Below are 19580 nucleotides of genomic sequence, written 5' to 3' on the forward strand. Positions count from 1 at the left end.
ATGGCGATTATACGGTTGTGTAAAAACGCGCGCCGCACTGCCTTTGTGCAATGCGTCATGGACGAGGATAGTGATCACTTGGGGGTATTTGGCAGCGGAAGCGCCGTCAATTTGGGAACAACTACTTCCATTATCGCCATTTCTGGACGAAGTGATTCTGCCGAATTGGGATTGCGCGCTTTTCCTCCCCGGAAACGGCCTTGTTGTCGCCAAATGCTCCTTCGCTTACAGGCGTGTCTATATGTCGCGGAGGGGCAGGGCGGCCATGGTCTCGGTGATCATGCCGCGCAGCCAGCGGTTCGCCGGGTCATTCTCGACATTGGCGTGCCAATAGAGATAGGCGTCGAGGCCGGGCCCTTCGATCGGGAAGGGCAGCATCTGATTGGCAAAGGGCCGGTTGGTGATGCGGGCATAATGTTCGGTCATGGTCAGGATCATGTCGGTCTGGCTGACCACGCGGCAGCCGGCGAAATAATGCTGGCAGCGCAGGCGAACGTGCCGGCTGTGGCCGAGGCGGGCCAGCTCGATATCCTCGAGCCCGGGGCCGGTCGTCCGGGCGCTGACCAGAACATGCTGCAACGAGAGATAGGTATCGAGGTCGATATGGCCGCGCACGCGGGGGTGGCCGCTGCGGGCGACGACGACGAAACGGTCGGCCATCAGCCGGCGCTGGCGGATATGCTCGGGCAGCGACAGCCAGATATCGAGCGCGGCATCGACCCTGCCGGCCGCCAGCTCACCTTCCACCTCGCGCCGGTCGACGTGAATGGCGGCGAGATCGACGAAGGGCGCGACCTCGCTGATCCGGTGCATGAGGGCGGGCAGGATGCGCGCTTCCAGCACGTCGCGGATGCCGAGGGTGAAGCGTCGCCGGGTGGTCGCCGGATCGAAACGCTCCGCCTCGGCGAGGGCGATCTCGATCCCGCGCAGGGACTGGCGCACCGGCTCGATCAGGCCGCGGGCGAAGGGGGTCGGCACCAGGCGCCGGCCCTGGCGCTCGAACAGGGGATCGCCCAATACGTCGCGCAGCCGGCCCAGGGCATGGCTGACCGCGGGCTGGGTCAGGTTCAGCTTGGCGGCGGCGGCCGTGATGCCGTCTTCGGTGAAGATGGCGTCGAGCACGACGAGAAGATTCAGGTCCAGCCGGCTTATATGCATGGTGTTTATGATTCCCGCTGTCCAACATTCATTGGACGCAGGTTAGTTCACCGCTAATCTGGGGGCAATCCGACGGCGAAAACGTCGCGGTGAAAAGAAAAAGCAAGCGGGGGAGAGTCGCGGTGCAGAATCTGGCAGGCAAGGTTGCCGTCATCACGGGGGCAGCCAGCGGGTTCGGCCGCGAATTGGCGGTTCAATGCGCCGGGGCGGGCATGAAGCTCGCGCTGGCCGACCGGGATCGGGACGGGCTGGGGGCGACCCTGGCTCTCCTTCCCGAGGGAACCGAAGCGATCACACATATTTGCGACGTCTCGAAGCCGTGCGACGTCGACAATCTGGCCGAGGCGACCTATGCCCGTTTCGGCGCCGCTCATCTTCTGTTCAACAACGCGGGTGTCGCCGTCTCCGGGCCGACCTGGACGACGACGCTCGACGAATGGAAATGGGTGCTCGACGTCAATCTGATGGGCGTCGTCCATGGCGTCCGCAGCTTTGTGCCGCGCATGTTGGCGCAAGGCCAGCCGGCCCATGTCGTCAATACCGCCTCGGCCGCCGGCCTCGTCTCGCCGCCGGGTTCGAGCGTCTATTGCGTCTCGAAGCATGGCGTCGTCACCCTGTCGGAATGCCTGCATCATGAATTGCAGCTCGAGGGGGCGCAGATTGGCGTCTCGGTGCTGTGCCCGGCCTTCGTGCCCACGGGCATCGGCCATTCCGAGCGCAACCGCCCGGCCGAATTCGCCGACGCCAATCCCCAGGGCGAGATTTATGCCGAAGCCATGCGCAAGGCGATCGCCGCCGGCAAGCTGACCGCGGCCGATGTCGCCCGCATCACCCTCGAAGGGGTGCAGGCGGGGCGCTTCTACATCATCACCCACCCGACCATCAAAAAGGCGATCGAGATCAGGATGCAGGACATCCTCGAGGAACGCTCGCCAACCAATACGCTGCGCGTCAACCCGCGCTGAAACCCGAAGGATCGCATCATGGATTTCGAGTATTCGCAGAAGACGAAAGACCTGATGGAGCGGGTGAGCGCCTTCATGGACGCCCATGTCTATCCGAACGAGCATGTCTTCGAGCAGCAGGTGGCCGAGGGCGACCGCTGGCAGCCGACCCGTATCGTCGAGGAGGTGAAGCAGAAGGCGAAGGAGGCCGGTCTGTGGAACCTGTTCCTGCCGGAATCGGAATTGGGCGCCGGCCTGACCAACCTCGAATATGCCCCCTTGTGCGAGATCATGGGCCGCGTCGCCTGGGCGCCCGAAGTGTTCAACTGTTCGGCCCCCGACACCGGCAACATGGAAGTCCTCGCCCGTTACGGCACCGAGGAACAGAAGAAGCAGTGGCTGGTGCCCCTGCTGGCGGGCGAAATCCGCTCCTGCTTCGCCATGACCGAGCCGGAGGTTGCCTCGTCCGACGCGACCAATATCGAAAGCTCGATCCGGCGCGAGGGCGACGAATATGTCATCAACGGCCGCAAGTGGTGGTCGTCGGGCGCGAACGATCCGCGCTGCAAGGTCTTCATCTTCATGGGCAAGACCGACCCGAACAACCCCAACCGTCACGCCCAGCAGTCGATGATCATCGTGCCGCGCGACGTGAAGGGTGTCACCATCCTGCGCCATCTGCCGGTCTTCGGCTATGACGACGCACCCCACGGCCATGGCGAAGTGCTGTTCGAGAATGTGCGCGTGCCCGTCTCCAACATGCTGCTGGGCGAGGGCCGCGGCTTCGAGATCGCGCAAGGGCGCCTCGGCCCGGGCCGCATCCACCACTGTATGCGCCTGATCGGCCTCGCCGAACGCGCCTTCGAGAAGATGTGCCAGCGCGCCAAGGCGCGCACCGCCTTCGGCCGGCCCATCGCGCTGCATGGCGTGACGGCCGAGCGTATCGCCGAAGCCCGCATCATGATCGACCAGTGCCGCTTCCTCGTCCTCAACGCGGCCGACAAGATGGACCGCTACGGCAACAAGGTCGCGGCCAAGGAAATCGCCATGATCAAGGTGGCGGCGCCCAACATGGCCTGCAAGGTGATCGACTGGGCGATCCAGGTCCATGGCGGCGGCGGCGTCTCCAACGATTTCGGGCTTGCCTATGCCTATGCCGGCGCGCGCACCCTGCGCCTCGCCGACGGGCCGGACGAGGTGCATCGCAACGCCATCGCCAAGATGGAACTGAAGCGGATACAGTAAGATGGGCGTGAAGCAGCTTTTCGATCTCTCCGGCAAGGTCGCGCTGATCACCGGCGGCTCGCGCGGGCTCGGTCTGCAGATGGCCTTCGCGCTCGGCGAAATGGGGGCGAAGGTCGCCATCGCCGCGCGCAAGCCCGGCGAGCTGGCCGAGGCGGAGCGGGCGCTGACCGTGGCCGGGATCGAGGCAATGGCCGTCGTCGCCGATCTCGGCGATGTCGCGGGCGGCACGGTCTCCCGCCTCGTCGGCGCGGTGATGGAGCGTTTCGGCCGGATCGACATCCTGATCAACAACGCCGGCGCCACCTGGGGCGCCCCGGCCGAGGATTATCCCCTGTCCGCCTGGGACAAGGTGATGACCCTCAATGTCGACGCGCCCTTCCTGCTGGCGCAGGAAGTCGGCCGGCAGGCGATGATCCCGCAGGGCGGCGGCAAGATCATCAACATCGCCTCCATTGCCGGGCTGGGCGGCAATCCGCCGAACCTGTCGATGTTCACCGTCGCCTACAACACCTCGAAGGGTGCGGTGGTGAATTTCACCCGGGCCCTCGCCGCCGAATGGGGCCGTTACAACATCAACGTCAACGCCATCCTGCCCGGCTTCTTCCCTTCGAAGATGTCGCAGGGGCTGCTCGACCGTTTCAGCACGCAGGTCATCGAGGCGACGCCGCTCGGCCGGCTGGGCGGGGACGAGGATCTGATGGGGGCGGCGGTGTTCCTGGCGTCCGACGCATCGCGCCACGTCACGGGCCAGATGCTGGCGGTCGACGGCGGCGTTTCCGCCACCTGATCGTGTAGAAGGGAGCGTAAGGCATGAAGCAATTGTTCTGGCTGAACGACGAGACCTGGGAAAAGGTGGAACCCCTGTTGCCGTCGGGCGGTCGCGGTGCCCCCCGTGCCGACGATCGCCGCATCATCAGCGGCATCCTGCACATGCTTCACGCGGGCGGGCGCTGGCGCGACTGGCCGGCCAATCACTACGGTCCCTATGCGACGGTGTGCAACCGCTATGCCCGCTGGCGCAAGCAGGGCATCTGGCCGCGCATCCACGATGCGGTCGCTCCGGCGATTCCGACCCGCGCGCCGAAACTGGCGGAGTCGGCCCGGCACTGAGGGGAAACGACAGGTTACGGGTTGCTTTGCGTCTCTCCGGCCCCTGAGGCCGTCACCCGATGCCGAGGAAAGCAGGGCAACCCGATGACCACCGAAACCGCGCTGCGGCCACCTTCGCCGCTGCTGCTCGCCCTCGAGATGCGGGCCTTCGCCGAATTCGGCGGCTATCTCGCCGCCCGTCCCCTGCTTGAGCTCGCGCCTTCGGGCGATGGGCATCCGGTGCTGGTGATGCCGGGTCTCGCCGCCGGGGATGGCTCTACCGTGCCCTTGCGTGCCTTCCTGCGGCGGCGGGGCTATCGCACCTATGGCTGGAAGGCCGGGCGGAACACCGGGCATCCCGGCTTGCTCGGTCTGCTGCAGGACCGGCTGCACGAGATTGGCGAACGCAATGGCCGCGCGGTCAGCCTGATCGGCTGGAGCGCCGGCGGTCTCTATGCCCGGGAAATCGCCAAGCTGGTGCCGGAGCGCGTCCGTCAGGTGATCACCCTCGGCAGTCCCTTCGCCGGGGGCGCCGATGTCTCCAACGTGAAGCGCCTGCACGAATGGCTGAGCGGAAGGCGCGGCGATGATCCGGCGCTGCGCGAGCGGCTGCGCGCCACACCGCCCCAGCCTGTCACCTGCATCTACACGAAAACGGACGGCATCGTGCCCTGGCAGCGCTGCGTCGAGACCCCGCGCGAGGCGGTCGAGAATATCGAGGTGCCGGGCAGCCATTCCGGCCTCGGCCATAATCCCGCCGTGCTCTATGCCATCGCCGACCGGCTGGCTCGGCCGGAAGGGGACGCCACGCCCTTCGCCCGACAGGGCTGGCGTCGCCTCGTCTATCCCGCCCCCGTCCGGCAGGAGGTCTGAGCCATGCAGCAGCTCTCGGGGATCGACACCACCTTCCTGAACATCGAGACCAATACCTGCCCGATGCATGTCGGCGGTCTCGTCCTGTTGCAGCCGCCGCCGGGCCAGACGCCGGAACAGAGCTTCCGGGCGATCTTCGATCTGGTGGAAAGCCGGCTCGATCATGTTCCGCCGATGCGGCGACGGCTGTTGATGACGCCGCTCGACATCGACCATCCCTATTGGATCGAGGATCCGGATTTCGACCTCGTCCACCACATCCGCCGCCGCGCCCTGCCGAGCCCCGGCGGTCAGGCCGAACTCGATGCCCTCGTCTGCGAACTGGCGGCAACACGGCTCGACCGCAACCTGCCGCTCTGGGAATTGCATGTGGTCGAGGGGCTGGAAGGCGGGCGCATCGCCGTCATCACCAAGATGCACCATGCCGCCATCGACGGCGTTTCGGGCGCGGAAATCCTCACGACGCTGCTCGACCTCAGCCCGGAGCCGGCAGTCCTGCCGGCGCCGGACAAGCCGTGGCGGCCGGACGATATCCCCTCGCTGACCCGGCGCCTGTTCACCACGGCGAAGTCACTGTCGCGGCGGCCGGGCGATTCCTTCCGCCTGATCAAGTCGACCATGCCGGTGCTGGCCAGCCTGGGGCGCGAGGCGATCGAGCGCGGCAAGCTGATCCTGCAGGGCGAATCCACCCGCAGCGTGATCGGCCTTGCCCCGCGCACCCGCTTCAACCGCCAGATCACGGCGCGCCGGTCCTATGCCCATGGCGGCTTTCCGCTGGCGACCATCAAGGCCATCCGCAAGGCGTTCGGCGTTACGCTGAACGATGTCGTGCTGGCGGTCTGCGCCGATGCCCTGCGCGCCTATCTCGAGGAGCGGAGCGAATTGCCGCGCCATTCCTTGGTCGCGGGCGTGCCCATGTCGACACGGCCCGAGGACCAGAAGGGCGCGGGTGGCAATCACGTCACCTTCCTGCGCACGGCGCTTCATACCGACGAGGCCGATCCGGTCGCGCGCCTGCAAAAGATCAGCGGCGACATGGCGGCGGCCAAGGAAAAGATGCGCGCCCTGCCGGCCAGCCTGATGGGCGACTGGGCCAAGGTGCCGTCCCCGGCCCTGATGGCGCGGGCGGCGAGGCTCTACGAGAATTTCGGCATCCAGAGCTTCCACGCCCCGGCCTTCAACGTGGTGATCTCCAACGTCCCCGGACCGCCCATGCCGCTTTATTTCGCGGGGCTGAGGGTGCTGGCCAATCACCCGGTCAGCATCCCGTTCCACGGCGTTGGCTTCAACATCACGCTGATGAGCTATTGCGACAGTATAGATTACGGCCTGACCGCCGATCACGACACGGTGCCCGACATCGGCCATTTCGCCGAGCTGATGCGGGCCGCAATGGAGAGGCTGAGCCACGCCGCCGCGGCGGCGTGACGCAAAAGGCCCGGAAGGAGAGACGGTATGAGTAACGAGACGGCTGGGGGCGCCATCGACTTCCGGAAATCCTATCCGCCGGGCGTGCGCTGGGACGCGCCGCTGCCCGGCGGCGCGGTGCAGGATATCCTGACCCGCACCGCGCAAGGGTTCCCCGATCATGTCGCCATCGAATTCAACGGCGCCGATATCACCTATGGCGCGTTGCAGGCCCTGGTGTTTCGCGCGGCCAAGGGCTTTCGCGCGCTCGGCGTCGGGCCGGGGGTGCATGTCGGCCTTTATCTGCCGAATTGCCCGCATTACATCATCGCCTTCTTCGGCGTGCTGACGGCGGGGGGCACCGTTGTCAATTACTCGCCGCTCGATGCCGCGCGGGTGCTCGAACACAAGGTCGAGGACAGCGAGACCGACATCCTCGTCACCCTCGATCTCAAGGTGCTCTATCCCCAGATGGCGGCGCTGCTCGGTGCCTCGCGGCTGAAGCGGTTGATCGTCGGCAATATCGGCGACTTCTCGCCCGAGCCGGAAACGGTCGCCGCTTTCCTGAAGGCGGCCGGCCAGACCGCCGACATTCCGGCGGATGATGCGTATCACCTGACGTTCCGCGCGTTGATCGACAATGATGGCGCGGTGGAGCCTTTCACGGTCCCTGATCCGGGCGCGACCCTCGCGGTGCTGCAATATACCGGCGGCACCACCGGTCTGCCCAAGGGCGCCATGCTGTCCCACGCCAATCTGACCGCGGCGCAGGCCCAGCTGCTCGAGCTTTGTTCCGGCGACGAGCCCCTGTTCGAGATCGGCGGCGAGCGCATCCTCGCGGTGCTGCCGCTGTTTCACATCTATGCCCTGTCGGTGAACATGCTGCTGGGCATCACCATCGCGGCCCGCCTCGTGCTTCACGCCAAATTCGAGGCGGAGGCGGCGCTGCGCACCCTGACCGACCAGCGCATCAGCTTCTTCCCCGGCGTGCCCACCATGTATGCTGGCCTGCTCAATCATCCGGGCATGGCCAAGGCCGATCTTCGCGCGCTGAAATTCTGCGGCACCGGCGGCGCCCCCCTGCCGGTCGAGCTGGCGGAGCGTTTCCTGCGTCTGACCGGCTGCCACCTGACCGAAGGCTGGGGCATGACCGAGACCACGGCGACCGGCACCTTCACGCCGGCACGCGGCGTCCACAAGGCGGGCTCCTGCGGGGTGCCGGTGCCCCATGTCCGGCTGAAATTCATCGACGTCGCGGACCCTGCGCGCGAGGTCGGCCCGGGCGAGCGGGGCGAGCTGTGCATATACGGCCCCAATGTCATGAAGGGGTACTGGAAGAAGCCGTCGGCCAATGTCGACTCCTTCACGGCGGACGGTTACTTCCGCACCGGCGATGTCGCCTGGATGGACGGGGACGGTTACGTCTTTATCGTCGACCGCACCAAGGACATGATCCTGTGCGGCGGCTTCAACGTCTATCCCCGCGTGATCGAGGAAGCGGTCTATGAACACCCCTCGGTCGCGGAGGCGACGGCGATCGGCATTCCAGACGCCTATCGCGGTCAGGCGCCCAAGGTCTTCATCACGCTCAAGAGCGGGGCGGATCCCGTCACTCTCGAAGAGATGCAGGCCTTCCTGAAGGGCCGCCTCGGCAAGCACGAGATGATCGCCGCCCTCGAAATCCGGGCGGAATTGCCGAAGACCCCGGTCGGCAAATTGTCCAAGAAAGAACTGGTCGAAGAAGAAGCGAGGAAACACCAGCCATGACCGACGCGATCAACCATCAATGGCGCCTGGCGGCCCGTCCTGTCGGCCTGCCCAAGACTTCCGACTGGAGTTTCACCAGCGAAGCGCCGCCGGTGCCCGGCCCGGGGCAAGTGCTGGTCCGGGTGCTCTATCTCTCGCTCGACCCCGCCATGCGCGGCTGGATGAACGAGGGGAAGTCCTATGTCCCGCCGGTTGGCATCGGCGAGGTCATGCGGGCGCTTGGCGTCGGGCGGGTGGTCGCGTCCAATGACCCGTCGATCGCCGTCGGCGACCATGTGGTCGGCCTGATGGGGGCGCAGGATTACGCTGTGCTGGCGGCGAAAGAGGCGACGCGGATCGAGCCTTCGCTGGCGCCCTTGCCGACCTGGCTCGGCGTGCTCGGGATGCCGGGCATGACGGCCTATTTCGGCCTGCTCGACGTCGGCCAGCCGAAGCCGGGCGAGACCGTGGTGGTTTCGGGGGCGGCCGGGGCGGTCGGCGGTCTCGTCGGCCAGATCGCCAAGCTGAAGGGCTGCCGGGTGATCGGCATTGCCGGCGGCGCCGACAAATGCCGCTATGTCGTCGAAGACCTCGGCTTCGACGGTGCCATCGACTACAAGGCGGAGGATGTGCGGAAGAGCCTGCGCGCCCTCGCGCCCAAGGGTGTCGATGTCTATTTCGACAATGTCGGCGGCGACATTCTCGATACCGTGCTGGCGCAGCTCGCCCGGGGGGCGCGCATCGCCATCTGCGGCGCGATCTCGCAGTATAATTCGACCGAGGGCGTGAAGGGCCCGGCCAATTACATGTCGCTGCTGGTCAATCGGGCGCGGATGCAGGGTTTCGTCGTCTTCGATTACGCCGCCCGCTATGCGGAAGCCGCGCGCGACATCGCGGTCTGGATCGCCGAGGGCAAGGTGAAGGCCAAGGAAGACGTGGCCGTCGGCCTGGAGAATTTCCCGGCGACCCTGCTGAAACTCTTCAAGGGCGAGAATTTCGGCAAGCTGGTGCTGAAACTCGCCGATTGAGCGGTCAGGGCGCCCCGCGCGAGCGGCAACGGGCGCCCACTGTCTCGACCAGAAAATCGACGAAGGCGCGCACCTTGGGGCTGAGGTGGCGGCCGGGCGGATAGATCACATAGATCGAATGGCCGGCCAGGCGAAAGCCGCCGAGGTCGATGGGCACCAGCCTTCCGGCCGCGACATCGAGTTCGGCGAGAAAATCCGGCGTCCGCCAGATGCCGAGGCCGCCCACGGCCGAGGAACGCAGCACGTCGCCATTGTTGGCGGTCAGCCGGCCCTTGGGGCGGACTCGTCTCTCCTCCCCGCTGTCGTTGCGGAAAATCCATTCGTCGCCCGTCGCGGACAGGGAATATTGCAGGCAGTCGTGATGCATCAGGTCTTCCGGCACCTGGGGCGTGCCGCGCCGGGCGAGGTAATCGGGCGAGGCGCAGACGACGGGCAGCACGCCGCCGATGCGCCGGCCGATCATGCTGGTATCGCCCAGTTCGCTGCGGATGCGGACGCCGACATCGAAACCTTCCTCGACCAGATCGACCACCCGGTCGTTCATCACGAGGTCGACGGTGATTTCGGGATAACGGTCGAGGAAGCGGGGCAGCACGGGCCCGAGGTCCGACAGGCCGAAGGACATGGGGGCATTGACGCGCAGGCGCCCGCGCGGCTGCGCCTCCATCTGGCCGACCGCGGCCTCGAGATCGCCGACATCGTCGAGCACGCGGACGCAGCGCTCGTAAACCGCCTGACCCGTCTCGGTCAGGGCGAGGCGCCGCGTGGTCCGGTGCAGCAGCTGGGCACCAAGATGGGCTTCCAGCGCGGCGACATGCTTGCTGGTCGCGGCGTTGGACAGGTTCAGGTCGCGCGCCGCCCCCGCGAAGGAGCCCAGTTCCACCACCCGGCGGAACACCGCCATCGCCGCCAGCCGATCCATGGCGCATCCACCACTGTTTCCAAATCGGAAACGATTATGTGCGAAGTCCCGTGATTATCAAAGGCCGGCCCGAGGCCTAACTTCCGGTCATCGAATTTCTGGAAGGACAAGCCGTCATGACCAAGGTTCTCGTGCTCTATCATTCCTCCTACGGCCATATCGAGACGCTGGCCGGCGCCATCGCCGAAGGCGCGGCCTCGGTCGAGGGTGTCGAAGTCACCGTGAAGCGCGTGCCCGAGCTGATGGACGCCGAGCTGATGAAGCAGTTCGGCATGAAGCCGGATCAGGCCGCCCCGATCGCGACGACGGCCGAACTGGTCGATTACGACGCGATCATCTTCGGCACGCCCACCCGCTTCGGCATGATGACGGCGCAGATGCGCAACTTCCTCGACCAGACCGGCGGCCTGTGGGCCAAGGGCGCGCTGATCGGCAAGGTCGGCTCGGTCTTCACCTCGAGCGCGACCCAGCACGCGGGCCAGGAATCGACCATCCTGTCGTTCCATACCACTTTGCTGCACCACGGCTTCATCGTCGTCGGCGTGCCCTTCTCGGAGCCGGCGATGTTCCAGACCGCGGAGGTCAGCGGCGGCTCGCCCTATGGCGCCTCGACCATCGCCGGTGGTGACGGCAGCCGCCAGCCGAGCGAGAACGAGCTGAAGATCGCCCGTCATCAGGGCAAGCATGTCGCCAGCGTCGCGGCCAAGCTGAAGGCCTGACCGGGCAGGGGCTTTCCCCCGGCCCCGCAGTCCCCTTTCCTGCCCCCCACGAAGGGGACACCCGGCCGACGGCCCTCTTCCCCTTCGCGGGGAAGGGGGCCGTCTCTTGTTTCGGGGGCGCGATCCGGTGTTTCATCGCCGTCATGAGCACCGAACCCCGCCTGAAGTCCCGTCTCATCGTTCAGGCCCTGATCCGTCAGGCCGAAATCGCCGGTTTCGCCGCCGCCATCCTGCACAGGGGCGATGACGACGCGGGCGGCATCATGCTGGCGGTCGACCGCTATCCGGCGGGCAGCCGGCTGTTCGACCGGGCACGCGATGGCGAGGGGCGTCTGGTCTGGACCGCGGCCGATGGCGGCGCGCTGCTCGATCCGCCCAGCCTCGCCGAGCGGATCGAGCGGGCGCGGCGGCGCGACCCGGACCTCTGGGTGGTCGGGGTCGAGGACCCGAAGGGCCTATACCAGCCAGCGCCTTAGGGTGGCGGCGCCGAACGGCAGGCTCATCAGGACGAGGCAGGCGGACCAGACCCAGGCTTCGCGATTGAGCGTGCCTTCCGAGACCATCAGGCCGACGGCGAGGGCGATGAAGCCAAGGCCGACGAGGGCGGTGAACCAGCCGGTGCCCGGCTTCTCGGTCCTTCCGATCGAGCCGAACACCCGGCCGAAGGCCAGGCGGTCGAGGAAGCGGTCGCGCCCGGTGATCTGGGCGATCAGCGCGACCAGCACGGGGACAAGGGCGACGATGCCGAGATAGACCGTCGGGAAATCGCGGTAACGCCCATCGACCGGCAGCAGCGGCCAAAGCTGCGAAATGGTCGCCGCCGGCAGGTTGGGGATCAGGACATCGTCGGTCACGCTGACTTCAAGAAGGAAGGACAGCACGAAGGCGAGGCCGAGGGCGAGGGTGAGGATGATGTCGCCCGCCGCCGCGGTCCAGCCGCCGACCGCGATCCGCGCATCGCCGGAGAGCATACGGAAGGAGGCGCTGACCAGCGAGAAGGCGACGCCGCCGCCGATCAGCAGCTTGATGGCGGCCCAGGCGCGCGGCCCCGGCATATAGGCGAAATACCACGCCTCGACCGCGGCGCGGCTGACGGCATAGGTGGCAAGGCCGAGGATGGCCCCGGCGAAGAGCGCGCGGCCGAAATTCATGTGGTTGGCGCGCGTGCGCTGGCGCGCCCAGGTGACGATGATGAGGATGACGGCGACGGCCAGGCCGACCGGCCATTGCGGCATCTCGACCACCGGCCCCTTGAGGTCGAACTTCGGCTGCCAGTCATCGCCGAACAGGCCCCAGTTGGCGCCGACCGTGCCTTCCATCGCGCTTTTCCACGGCTGGTCGAAGGCTTCGATCACATTGTAGCGGATGCCCTCGGCCCCGGCCTTGTGCAGGAAATTGGTGATGAAGCGGGCCAGTTCGACCCGGCCCGCCACCGCCGCCTCGCGGTCGCGGCCATAGGTCGGCCAGCCGATCTCGCCGATCACCACGGGCTTGTTCGGAAAGGCCGCCTTCACCTCGGCCAGGATATGGTCGACATGCGCGTTGCCGGCCTCGACGGGAAGGGGATTGTCCTCCCAATAGGGCAGGATGTGGATGGTGATGAAATCGACCTCGTCGGCGAGCTGCGGATTCTTCAGCCAGAATTCCCAGACATCGGCATAGGTGACCGGCTGCTTGATCGCCGCGCGCACCTGCCGGATATGCTCGATCAGGGTCTCGACCGGCAGATCCTTGCGCAGCAACACCTCGTTGCCGACGATCACCCGGTCGATCGTGTCGGGGAAGCGGTTGGCAAGGTCGATCAGGCTGGCGATTTCCAGCTTGTTGGTGCGGATCACGGTCCCGAGCCAGGCCCCGGCGAAGACCTTGAGGCCCCGCGCCTTCGCCAGCTCCGGCACTTCCTGCATTCCTTCCTGCGCGGTGTAGAGCCGGACGCCCTTCACCTTGCCGACCAGGGCGTCGAGCGCCTCGGCGATTTCGACGCTGCTCGGGTAGTTCCCGGTCAGCGGACTCTGGCTGCCGCGGAAGGGGGCGAAAGACACGCTCTCGATCTGCCCGTCATAGGGATTGTCCAGCGCGACCGGCCGGTTGGGTAGCCACCAGGCAAGGGCGGTCAGGACAAGGGCGGAAACAAGGACCACAAGAGGCTGAACGGAGGAAGAGGGGCGCATCGGGATCTCGCACGCGGACGGCCGTCATGCTTACACCAAAGCCGCGCGCTGCGGAACGTGGCGAAACCGCGGATTTCGCGACTTGAGACCGGACGGACACGCCCCTAGACTGGCGCCCAACAAGAAAGTGACACGGCGAGAGCCGTGCGCGTTGGGGAGAGAAGAATGGCTTATTATCCGGAAGTGAAAACACTGGCCGACGTCGCGCGCCACCATGCGCGCGAACGGCCCGATTCGGTCGCCCTCGTCGAAGGCGAGAAGCAGATCGCCTATGGCGAACTGGACCGGGCCAGCACCGCCTGCGCCGCCGCCCTGATCGCTGAAGGGGTGAAGCCGCAGGGCCGCGTCGCCGTCCTCGACAAGAATGCCGCCGACTATTTCACCCTGCTGTTCGGCGCCGCCAAGGCGGGCGCCGTGCTGGTGCCGGTGAACTGGCGCCTCGCCGCGCCGGAAATCACCTTCATCCTCGACGACGCCGAAGCCGAAGTGCTCTTCGTCGGCCCCGACTTCGTGCCCGCCGTCCGCTATTTCCACGGCGAGTTCAAGACCGTGCGCAAGATCGTCGTCATGGGGCCCGCCGGGGATGGGGACTGGCCATCCTTCGCCGACTGGATCGCGCCCTTCGACACGGCCGCCGATCCGAAGCTGGACGGGGGCGAGAAGGACACGGTCCTGCAGATGTACACCTCCGGGACCACCGGCAATCCCAAGGGGGTGATGCTCAGCCACTGGAATTTCCTCGGCAATGTGCCGCTGCGTGAAGCCGCGGCCGAGGACTGGGCGACCTGGACCCCGGACGATGTGGCGCAGGTCGCCATGCCGCTGTTCCATATCGGCGGCACCGGCTCGGCCTTCCTCGGTATCTATGCCGGGGCCAAGCTGGTGATCACCCGCGATTTCGATCCCGCGCTGGTGCTGCGCCAGATCGAGGAGCACAGGATTGCCAAGGTCTTCTATGTCCCGGCGGTGCTGATGTTCCTGCTGCAGCATCCGGCCTGCCAGACGACCGATTTCTCGTCGCTGAAGTTCATTCTGTACGGCGCGTCGCCCATTCCGCTCGACCTGCTGCGCAAGTCGCTGGCGGTGTTCAAATGCGGCTTCGTGCAGGTCTATGGCATGACCGAGACCACGGGCCTCTGCACCTATCTGCCGGCGGAAGATCACGATCCGGCGGGCAACGAGCGGATGCGCAGCGCGGGCAAGCCGCAGGTCGGCGTCGAGGTGAAGGTGATCGACGCCGAGGGCAACACGCTGCCGCCGCGCCAGGTGGGTGAAATCTGCACCCGCTCGCGCGCCGTCATGGCCGGTTACTGGAAGCGCGACGATGCCACGGCAAAGACGATCGACGCTGACGGCTGGCTGCGCACCGGCGACGCCGGCTATCTGGACGAGGACGGTTACGTCTACATCTACGACCGGGTGAAGGACATGATCGTCTCGGGCGGGGAGAATATCTACCCGGCCGAGATCGAAAGTGCCCTGTTCGGCCATCCCGATATCGCCGATGTCGCGGTGATCGGCGTGCCGGACGACAAATGGGGCGAGGCGGTAAAGGCGGTCGTGGTGGCAAAGCCCGATTCCCGCGCGACGGCCGACGAAATCATCGCCTTCGCCCGCACCCGCATCGCCGGCTACAAGGTGCCGCGCTCGGTCGATTTCGTCGAACACCTGCCGCGCAACGCCTCGGGCAAACTGCTGAAGCGGGAACTCCGCGACCCCTATTGGGCCGGGCGCGACCGCCGGGTGAACTGACCGACAGGGGGCCTTTTGGCCCCCGGGTAACGGAACGGGGGGCCTTTTGGCCCCCGGGTAAAGGAACAGGGGGCCCTTTGGTCCCCGGGTAAAGGAACAGGGGGCCAAAGGCCCCCCGACCTCAGGCTGCCCGGATCTGGGCGATGAAGCGTTGGACCTCGGCGTCGAGCCGGTTGGCCTGACCCGACAGATCGGCCGCCGCCGACAGGACGCCGCCCGCGCTGCGGCCGGTTTCCAGCGTCGCCGTCCGCACTTCGCCGATGGCGTCCGAGACCTGGCGGGTGTCGTCGGCGGCATGGGCGACGTTACGGGCGATCTCGCTCGTCGCCGCGCCCTGCTGTTCGACCGCGCCCGCGATGTTCGAGGTGATGTCGTTGATCGAGGCGATGGTGCGGCCGATCGAGCCGATGGCGCCCACCGCCTGTTCGGTCTGGTTCTGGATCAGGCGAATCTTGCTGCCGATGTCCTCGGTCGCCTTGGCGGTCTGGGTGGCGAGGTTCTTCACTTCCGAGGCGACGACGGCGAAGCCCTTGCCGGCTTCGCCCGCGCGCGCCGCCTCGATGGTCGCGTTGAGGGCGAGAAGGTTGGTCTGATTGGCGATGGCGGCGATCAGGTTCAGCACGTCGCCGATCTCGCCTGCCGACGCCGAAAGGCCCTGCATGGTCCGGTTGGTGCCCTCGGCCTCGCGCACCGCATGGGCGGCGGTCTGGGCCGACTGGGCGACCCGGTCGGCGATCTCGCGCACGGAAACCGCCAGTTCCTCCGCCGCGCTGGCGACAGTTTGCACGTTGCCCGTCGCGCGGTCGGCGGCCATGGCGACGACGTCCGCCTGCTGATTGCTGCCGTCGGCGGTCGTGGTCATCACGCTGGCGCTTTGCTGCAACTCGGTCGCCGCCGCGGCAAGGGCGGCGACGATGCCGCGCACCGTCGCTTCGAGACTGTCGGCCAGTTGCTGCATCTGGTGCCGCTTTTCGGCCTCGGCCGTCCGGGCGGCGTCAGCCTCGCGCTGGCGGCGCTCGGCCTCGGCCCGGGCTTCGGTCTCGCGCTGGTGCTCGCGCGCGGCTTCGGCGGCCTGGCGCATGTCCTCCGTCTCGGACTGGAGCCGGCGGTTGTCGAGGGCGGCGCGTTTGAACACCTCGACCGCCTTGGCCATGGCGCCGATCTCGTCGCGCCGGCCGAGCGACGGGACTTCGGCCTCGAGGTCACCGGCGGCAAGGCCGGCCATCGCCCGCTCCATCCCGCGCAGGGGGGATGACAGGCTGCGCCCCGTCAGGAAGCCGGCGCCAATGGTGACCGCCGCGGCGGTGGCGACGGCGAGGATCATCAGCAGGCGCAGGTCGTCCACGGCGGCGAAGACTTCATTCGCCTGCACCCTGATCACGGACGACCAGCCGAGCCCGGGGAAACGCCCCGCGCCTTCGGAATGGGCATAGCCGGCGAGCAGCGCGGGGCCAGATGCGGGTTCGAGCAGCACGGCGCCGCTTTCGCCGCCGAGGGCGGCGGTGATCACATCGTCGCGGACGATGGCGTTGCCGGCTTCGGCATGGACCGCGTCCTTGCCGCCGCCGATATCGCTGACGATCCGTCCCTCGGCGTCGAGGATGAAGAGTTCGGCCGAGCCGAGGCCGTCGGCCGCCAGATGCTTGTGATATTCGGTCAGATTGCTGGAGACGAAACCCGGATTGGCGAAATTCACCCAATAGCCGATGGTGCGCCCGCCCGGCGGCTTGATCGGCGCGGCGAAGGTCAGGACAAAGCCGCGCGATCGCGTCGCCTCGGCCACCAGGGGCACGATGCCCGGTCCCTCGACGAAACTGCCGGTCAGGCCGTCGCGGCCTTCGAGATAGCGGCCGGCGGAAACCGCCTTGAACCAGCCTTCGCCCGAGAGGTCGCGGCCGACGAGACCCTGTGTCGAGAGTTCATCGCCCGCGGCATTCTTCGTGTTGACCGAGATGACGGTGCCTTCTGTGTCGACCAGCAGCATGAGGTCGTAGACGCCGTAAGAGCGGACGTAACCGTTCAGGGCCTCGACCAGCGGATTGCCGAGATCGGTATTGCCCCAGTTGTCGGCGTCATAGGCGGCGGTGTTCAGGGCGAAGGCCTGAACGTCGCCGTAACGCTCGGCCAGGGTGCGGTCGATCGAATCGACCATCTGGTCGGCGAGATTGTGGAAGCGGCCATAGAGCGCGTCGCGCGACTGGCCCTCGCTCGCCATATAGATGAAGAACAGCAGCAAGGCCGGCACCAGGCCGAAAGCGGCGAGTAAGAACGTAATCCTGCGCTGGATGGACATGGCTGCCCCGGCCCCTGTTTTTGTTGATTGCCGGGCATTCTGCGGGGAGAAAGGTAAACGGGGCGTAACCATGTTGCCGGAAGCCGCCGCCATCGCTAGCGTGCGCGAAAGATTGGCGATGCCGTGGCGAGAGGTTTTCCGGGTGATCGGTCCCTACCTGATGGTGGCCCTTGGCGGCGCGCTGGGTTCGGTGGCGCGGCTCGGTGTCGTGCGCCTCGGTCAGGCGCTGTTCGGCCCGGGTTTTCCGGTGGGGACGCTGGCGGTCAATTTCATCGGCAGCGCGGTCATGGGGCTGCTCGCCGCGATGCTGGCCGGCCGGCCGGGCGACGATGGCCTGCGTCTGTTCCTGATGACCGGCGTGCTCGGCGGTTTCACCACCTTTTCGGCCTTTTCGCTCGATGCCTATGCCCTGTGGGCGCGGGGCGAGGCGGGTATCGCCATTCTTTATGTCTCAAGTTCGCTGGTGCTCGGTCTCGCCGGGCTCGGCGCTGGTCTCGCCGTCGGGCGGTCGTGGGGTGCCTTATGAATGCCGTCGTGATGCGCAAGGTCGAACTGGCCGATGCCGACATGCGGGTCGATCGCTGGTTCAAGCGCCATTATCCGGATGTCGGCCACGGCCGGCTGGAAAAGCTGCTGCGCACCGGTCAGGTGCGGGTGAATGGCGGCCGGGTGAAGGCCTCCGACCGGCTGCTGGTCGGCGATGAAGTGCGGGTGCCGCCGCTGGGCGAGGCGCCGAAGCCGGCGCCCGACGCCGCCGCGCCGAAGCCGGTGTCCGCCCGGGCGCTCGAAATCGGCGAGACCCTGAAGAAGGCGATCCTGCACCGCGATGCCGATGTCCTCGTCATCAACAAGCCGGCCGGCCTCGCGGTTCAGGGCGGCAGCGGTCTCGACGACGCCCATCTCGATGCCGCCCTCGATGCCCTGATGTTCGAGGCGGCGGAGCGGCCGCGCCTCGTCCACCGGTTGGACAAGGATACCTCGGGCGTGCTCGTGCTCGCCCGCAGCCGGCAGGCCGCGACAGCCCTGGCCAAGTCGTTCAAGGCGCGCGACGCGGCCAAGACCTATTGGGCGCTGGTGATGGGAATGCCGAAGCCGACGCGCGGCCGGATCGACCTTGCCCTCGCCAAGGAAGGGCCGGCGGGGCACGAGAAAATGCGCACGGTCCAGCGCGAGGACGAGGACGACGAGTCGAAGCGCGCCGTCACTTTCTATGCCGTCGTGGAACAGGCGGCGGGCAAAGTGTCCTGGCTCGCCATGCGGCCGCTGACCGGGCGCACGCACCAGTTGCGTGCCCATGCCGCCTTCCTCGGCACGCCCATCGTCGGCGACGGCAAATACGGCGGGGCCGAGGCGTTCCTGACCGGCGGCATCTCGCGCAAATTGCATCTGCACGCAAGGGCGATCGACATCGCCCATCCGGCCGGCGGGCGCCTGAAAGTCGAGGCGCCGTTGCCGCCCCATATGGCCGAGAGTTTCCGCCTGCTCGGCTTCGAGGCTTCGCAGGGCCGGGACGTTTTCGCGGAACTGGACGAATGAAGCGATTCTGGAAACAGGCGGCGGCGCAGGCCGTCGCCAGCGGTGGTTACACGGTCGCCCTCGACGGCAAGCCCATGCGCACCCCGGCCAAGCGGCCGCTGATCATGGCCAGTCTCGCCCTTGCCGAAGCGGTGGCGGCGGAATGGAGCGCCCAGCCGGCGGATTTCAATCCCGAGACCATGGCCCTGACCCGTTTCGCCAATACGGCGGTCGACCGGGTTCCCGACCTGCGGGCCGAGGTGATCGAGGAAATGGCCAATTGGGCCGGCACCGATCTGGTCAGCTATCGCGCCGACGAGCCGCCCGAGCTGGCCGCCCGCCAGGGCGCGGCCTGGGATCCGTGGATCGACTGGCTGCGCCGACGCTTCGATGTCGACCTGAAGGTGACGGCGGGGCTGATGCCGATCGCGCAGGCGCCGGAGACGGTGGGGCGCATGGCGATGGTCCTCGCCGCGCGCAGCGACGCGGAACTGGCGGCGCTGCACACGCTGGTCGGCATTCTCGGCTCCCTCGTGCTGGCGCTCGCGGTGGCGGAGGGGGAATTGCCGCTCGACGAGGCCTGGCGCGCCAGCCGGATCGACGAGGATCACCAGATCGAGAAATGGGGCGAGGACGCGGAAGCGGCGGCGCGGGCGGTGCAATTGCACGCCGATCTTGGCCACGCTCACCGGTTTCTGACCCTGTCGCGGGCCTGAAC

At 67.1% G+C, this 19580-nt stretch carries 18 protein-coding genes; 14 read left to right on the plus strand and 4 right to left on the minus strand.

Annotated elements, in window-relative coordinates; all coding sequences use genetic code 11:
- Window positions 1-237: 237 nt before the first annotated feature.
- Window positions 238-1158: a LysR family transcriptional regulator gene (locus tag DKG74_RS14260; RefSeq protein WP_109906846.1), complete on the minus strand. Its 921-nt coding sequence runs from the start codon at window positions 1156-1158 to the stop codon at window positions 238-240.
- Between the two features lie 122 nt (window positions 1159-1280).
- Between DKG74_RS14260 and DKG74_RS14265 the strand changes: the two genes are divergently transcribed.
- From DKG74_RS14265 to DKG74_RS14300, 8 genes are all read left to right on the plus strand, one after another.
- On the plus strand, window positions 1281-2123 hold the full coding sequence (locus DKG74_RS14265) for an SDR family NAD(P)-dependent oxidoreductase (RefSeq protein ID WP_109906847.1): 843 nt from the start codon (window positions 1281-1283) through the stop codon (window positions 2121-2123).
- An 18-nt stretch (window positions 2124-2141) separates the two neighbouring features.
- Window positions 2142-3347 carry an acyl-CoA dehydrogenase family protein gene (locus DKG74_RS14270; protein ID WP_109906848.1) on the plus strand — a complete coding sequence of 402 codons (1206 nt, stop codon included), beginning with the start codon at window positions 2142-2144 and terminating at the stop codon, window positions 3345-3347.
- A gap of 1 nt (window position 3348) precedes the next feature.
- Window positions 3349-4134, plus strand: coding sequence for an SDR family oxidoreductase (locus DKG74_RS14275; protein WP_109906849.1), 786 nt, complete (start codon window positions 3349-3351; stop codon window positions 4132-4134).
- Window positions 4135-4157: 23 nt separating this feature from the next.
- Window positions 4158-4457, plus strand: a complete 300-nt coding sequence (locus DKG74_RS14280) for a transposase (RefSeq protein WP_109906850.1) — start codon at window positions 4158-4160, stop codon at window positions 4455-4457.
- 84 nt (window positions 4458-4541) lie between these two features.
- Complete coding sequence (locus DKG74_RS14285; protein WP_109906851.1) at window positions 4542-5309, plus strand: AcvB/VirJ family lysyl-phosphatidylglycerol hydrolase; 768 nt, start codon at window positions 4542-4544, stop codon at window positions 5307-5309.
- 3 nt (window positions 5310-5312) lie between these two features.
- Entirely contained in the window at window positions 5313-6737 is a 1425-nt protein-coding gene (locus tag DKG74_RS14290; protein ID WP_109906852.1) for a WS/DGAT/MGAT family O-acyltransferase, read from the plus strand.
- Window positions 6738-6764: 27 nt separating this feature from the next.
- Complete coding sequence (locus DKG74_RS14295) at window positions 6765-8483, plus strand: AMP-binding protein (RefSeq protein ID WP_109906853.1); 1719 nt, start codon at window positions 6765-6767, stop codon at window positions 8481-8483.
- The gene (locus DKG74_RS14300) at window positions 8480-9490 is read left to right on the plus strand and encodes an NADP-dependent oxidoreductase (protein ID WP_109906854.1); all 1011 of its coding nucleotides are present in this window, start codon (window positions 8480-8482) and stop codon (window positions 9488-9490) included. The genes DKG74_RS14295 and DKG74_RS14300 overlap by 4 nt, the downstream gene beginning before the upstream one ends.
- Window positions 9491-9494: 4 nt before the next feature.
- Here DKG74_RS14300 and DKG74_RS14305 read toward each other — a convergent pair whose 3' ends face one another.
- Window positions 9495-10412: a LysR family transcriptional regulator gene (locus DKG74_RS14305; RefSeq protein ID WP_109906855.1), complete on the minus strand. Its 918-nt coding sequence runs from the start codon at window positions 10410-10412 to the stop codon at window positions 9495-9497.
- Window positions 10413-10528: 116 nt separating this feature from the next.
- On the opposite strand from DKG74_RS14305, the gene wrbA reads away from it, so the two are divergent.
- Window positions 10529-11131, plus strand: coding sequence for an NAD(P)H:quinone oxidoreductase (gene wrbA, locus DKG74_RS14310; protein ID WP_109906856.1), 603 nt, complete (start codon window positions 10529-10531; stop codon window positions 11129-11131).
- Between the two features lie 143 nt (window positions 11132-11274).
- Window positions 11275-11607: a DUF1491 family protein gene (locus DKG74_RS14315; RefSeq protein WP_109906857.1), complete on the plus strand. Its 333-nt coding sequence runs from the start codon at window positions 11275-11277 to the stop codon at window positions 11605-11607.
- On the opposite strand, the gene DKG74_RS14320 is transcribed toward DKG74_RS14315, so the two are convergent.
- Window positions 11587-13302 (minus strand): glycoside hydrolase family 17 protein, encoded by a 1716-nt coding sequence (locus DKG74_RS14320; protein ID WP_133251596.1) that lies wholly within the window; start codon window positions 13300-13302, stop codon window positions 11587-11589. The genes DKG74_RS14315 and DKG74_RS14320 overlap by 21 nt on opposite strands.
- Window positions 13303-13467: 165 nt before the next feature.
- Here DKG74_RS14320 and DKG74_RS14325 point away from each other — a divergent pair, with 165 nt between their 5' ends.
- A complete protein-coding gene (locus DKG74_RS14325; protein ID WP_109906859.1) occupies window positions 13468-15054 on the plus strand; it encodes a fatty acid--CoA ligase in 1587 nt (528 codons plus the stop codon).
- Between the two features lie 121 nt (window positions 15055-15175).
- On the opposite strand, the gene DKG74_RS14330 is transcribed toward DKG74_RS14325, so the two are convergent.
- Window positions 15176-17347: a methyl-accepting chemotaxis protein gene (locus DKG74_RS14330; protein ID WP_133251597.1), complete on the minus strand. Its 2172-nt coding sequence runs from the start codon at window positions 17345-17347 to the stop codon at window positions 15176-15178.
- Between the two features lie 142 nt (window positions 17348-17489).
- Here DKG74_RS14330 and crcB point away from each other — a divergent pair, with 142 nt between their 5' ends.
- From crcB to DKG74_RS14345, 3 genes are read left to right on the plus strand one after another with little or no spacing between them, the layout of a single operon-like run.
- The gene (gene crcB, locus DKG74_RS14335) at window positions 17490-17873 is read left to right on the plus strand and encodes a fluoride efflux transporter CrcB (protein WP_109906861.1); all 384 of its coding nucleotides are present in this window, start codon (window positions 17490-17492) and stop codon (window positions 17871-17873) included.
- The gene (locus DKG74_RS14340; protein WP_109906862.1) at window positions 17870-18883 is read left to right on the plus strand and encodes an RluA family pseudouridine synthase; all 1014 of its coding nucleotides are present in this window, start codon (window positions 17870-17872) and stop codon (window positions 18881-18883) included. Before crcB ends, DKG74_RS14340 begins: the two co-directional genes overlap by 4 nt.
- Window positions 18880-19578, plus strand: a complete 699-nt coding sequence (locus DKG74_RS14345; RefSeq protein WP_109906863.1) for an ATP12 family chaperone protein — start codon at window positions 18880-18882, stop codon at window positions 19576-19578. The genes DKG74_RS14340 and DKG74_RS14345 overlap by 4 nt, the downstream gene beginning before the upstream one ends.
- Window positions 19579-19580: the final 2 nt, after the last annotated feature.

The organism is Zavarzinia aquatilis (genome assembly GCF_003173035.1).
Classification (GTDB): Bacteria; Pseudomonadota; Alphaproteobacteria; order Zavarziniales; family Zavarziniaceae; genus Zavarzinia; species Zavarzinia aquatilis.

What these genes read in the sequence shown, in the direction of transcription:
- DKG74_RS14260 (WP_109906846.1), bottom strand. Translation starts at nt 1,158, where the DNA reads ATGCATATAAGCCGGCTGGACCTGAATCTTCTCGTCGTGCTCGACGCC.
- DKG74_RS14270 (WP_109906848.1), top strand. Translation starts at nt 2,142, where the DNA reads ATGGATTTCGAGTATTCGCAGAAGACGAAAGACCTGATGGAGCGGGTG.
- DKG74_RS14275 (WP_109906849.1), top strand. Translation starts at nt 3,349, where the DNA reads ATGGGCGTGAAGCAGCTTTTCGATCTCTCCGGCAAGGTCGCGCTGATC.
- DKG74_RS14280 (WP_109906850.1), top strand. Translation starts at nt 4,158, where the DNA reads ATGAAGCAATTGTTCTGGCTGAACGACGAGACCTGGGAAAAGGTGGAA.
- DKG74_RS14285 (WP_109906851.1), top strand. Translation starts at nt 4,542, where the DNA reads ATGACCACCGAAACCGCGCTGCGGCCACCTTCGCCGCTGCTGCTCGCC.
- DKG74_RS14290 (WP_109906852.1), top strand. Translation starts at nt 5,313, where the DNA reads ATGCAGCAGCTCTCGGGGATCGACACCACCTTCCTGAACATCGAGACC.
- DKG74_RS14295 (WP_109906853.1), top strand. Translation starts at nt 6,765, where the DNA reads ATGAGTAACGAGACGGCTGGGGGCGCCATCGACTTCCGGAAATCCTAT.
- DKG74_RS14300 (WP_109906854.1), top strand. Translation starts at nt 8,480, where the DNA reads ATGACCGACGCGATCAACCATCAATGGCGCCTGGCGGCCCGTCCTGTC.
- DKG74_RS14305 (WP_109906855.1), bottom strand. Translation starts at nt 10,412, where the DNA reads ATGGATCGGCTGGCGGCGATGGCGGTGTTCCGCCGGGTGGTGGAACTG.
- wrbA (WP_109906856.1), top strand. Translation starts at nt 10,529, where the DNA reads ATGACCAAGGTTCTCGTGCTCTATCATTCCTCCTACGGCCATATCGAG.
- DKG74_RS14315 (WP_109906857.1), top strand. Translation starts at nt 11,275, where the DNA reads ATGAGCACCGAACCCCGCCTGAAGTCCCGTCTCATCGTTCAGGCCCTG.
- DKG74_RS14320 (WP_133251596.1), bottom strand. Translation starts at nt 13,302, where the DNA reads ATGCGCCCCTCTTCCTCCGTTCAGCCTCTTGTGGTCCTTGTTTCCGCC.
- DKG74_RS14325 (WP_109906859.1), top strand. Translation starts at nt 13,468, where the DNA reads ATGGCTTATTATCCGGAAGTGAAAACACTGGCCGACGTCGCGCGCCAC.
- DKG74_RS14330 (WP_133251597.1), bottom strand. Translation starts at nt 17,347, where the DNA reads ATGTCCATCCAGCGCAGGATTACGTTCTTACTCGCCGCTTTCGGCCTG.
- DKG74_RS14340 (WP_109906862.1), top strand. Translation starts at nt 17,870, where the DNA reads ATGAATGCCGTCGTGATGCGCAAGGTCGAACTGGCCGATGCCGACATG.
- DKG74_RS14345 (WP_109906863.1), top strand. Translation starts at nt 18,880, where the DNA reads ATGAAGCGATTCTGGAAACAGGCGGCGGCGCAGGCCGTCGCCAGCGGT.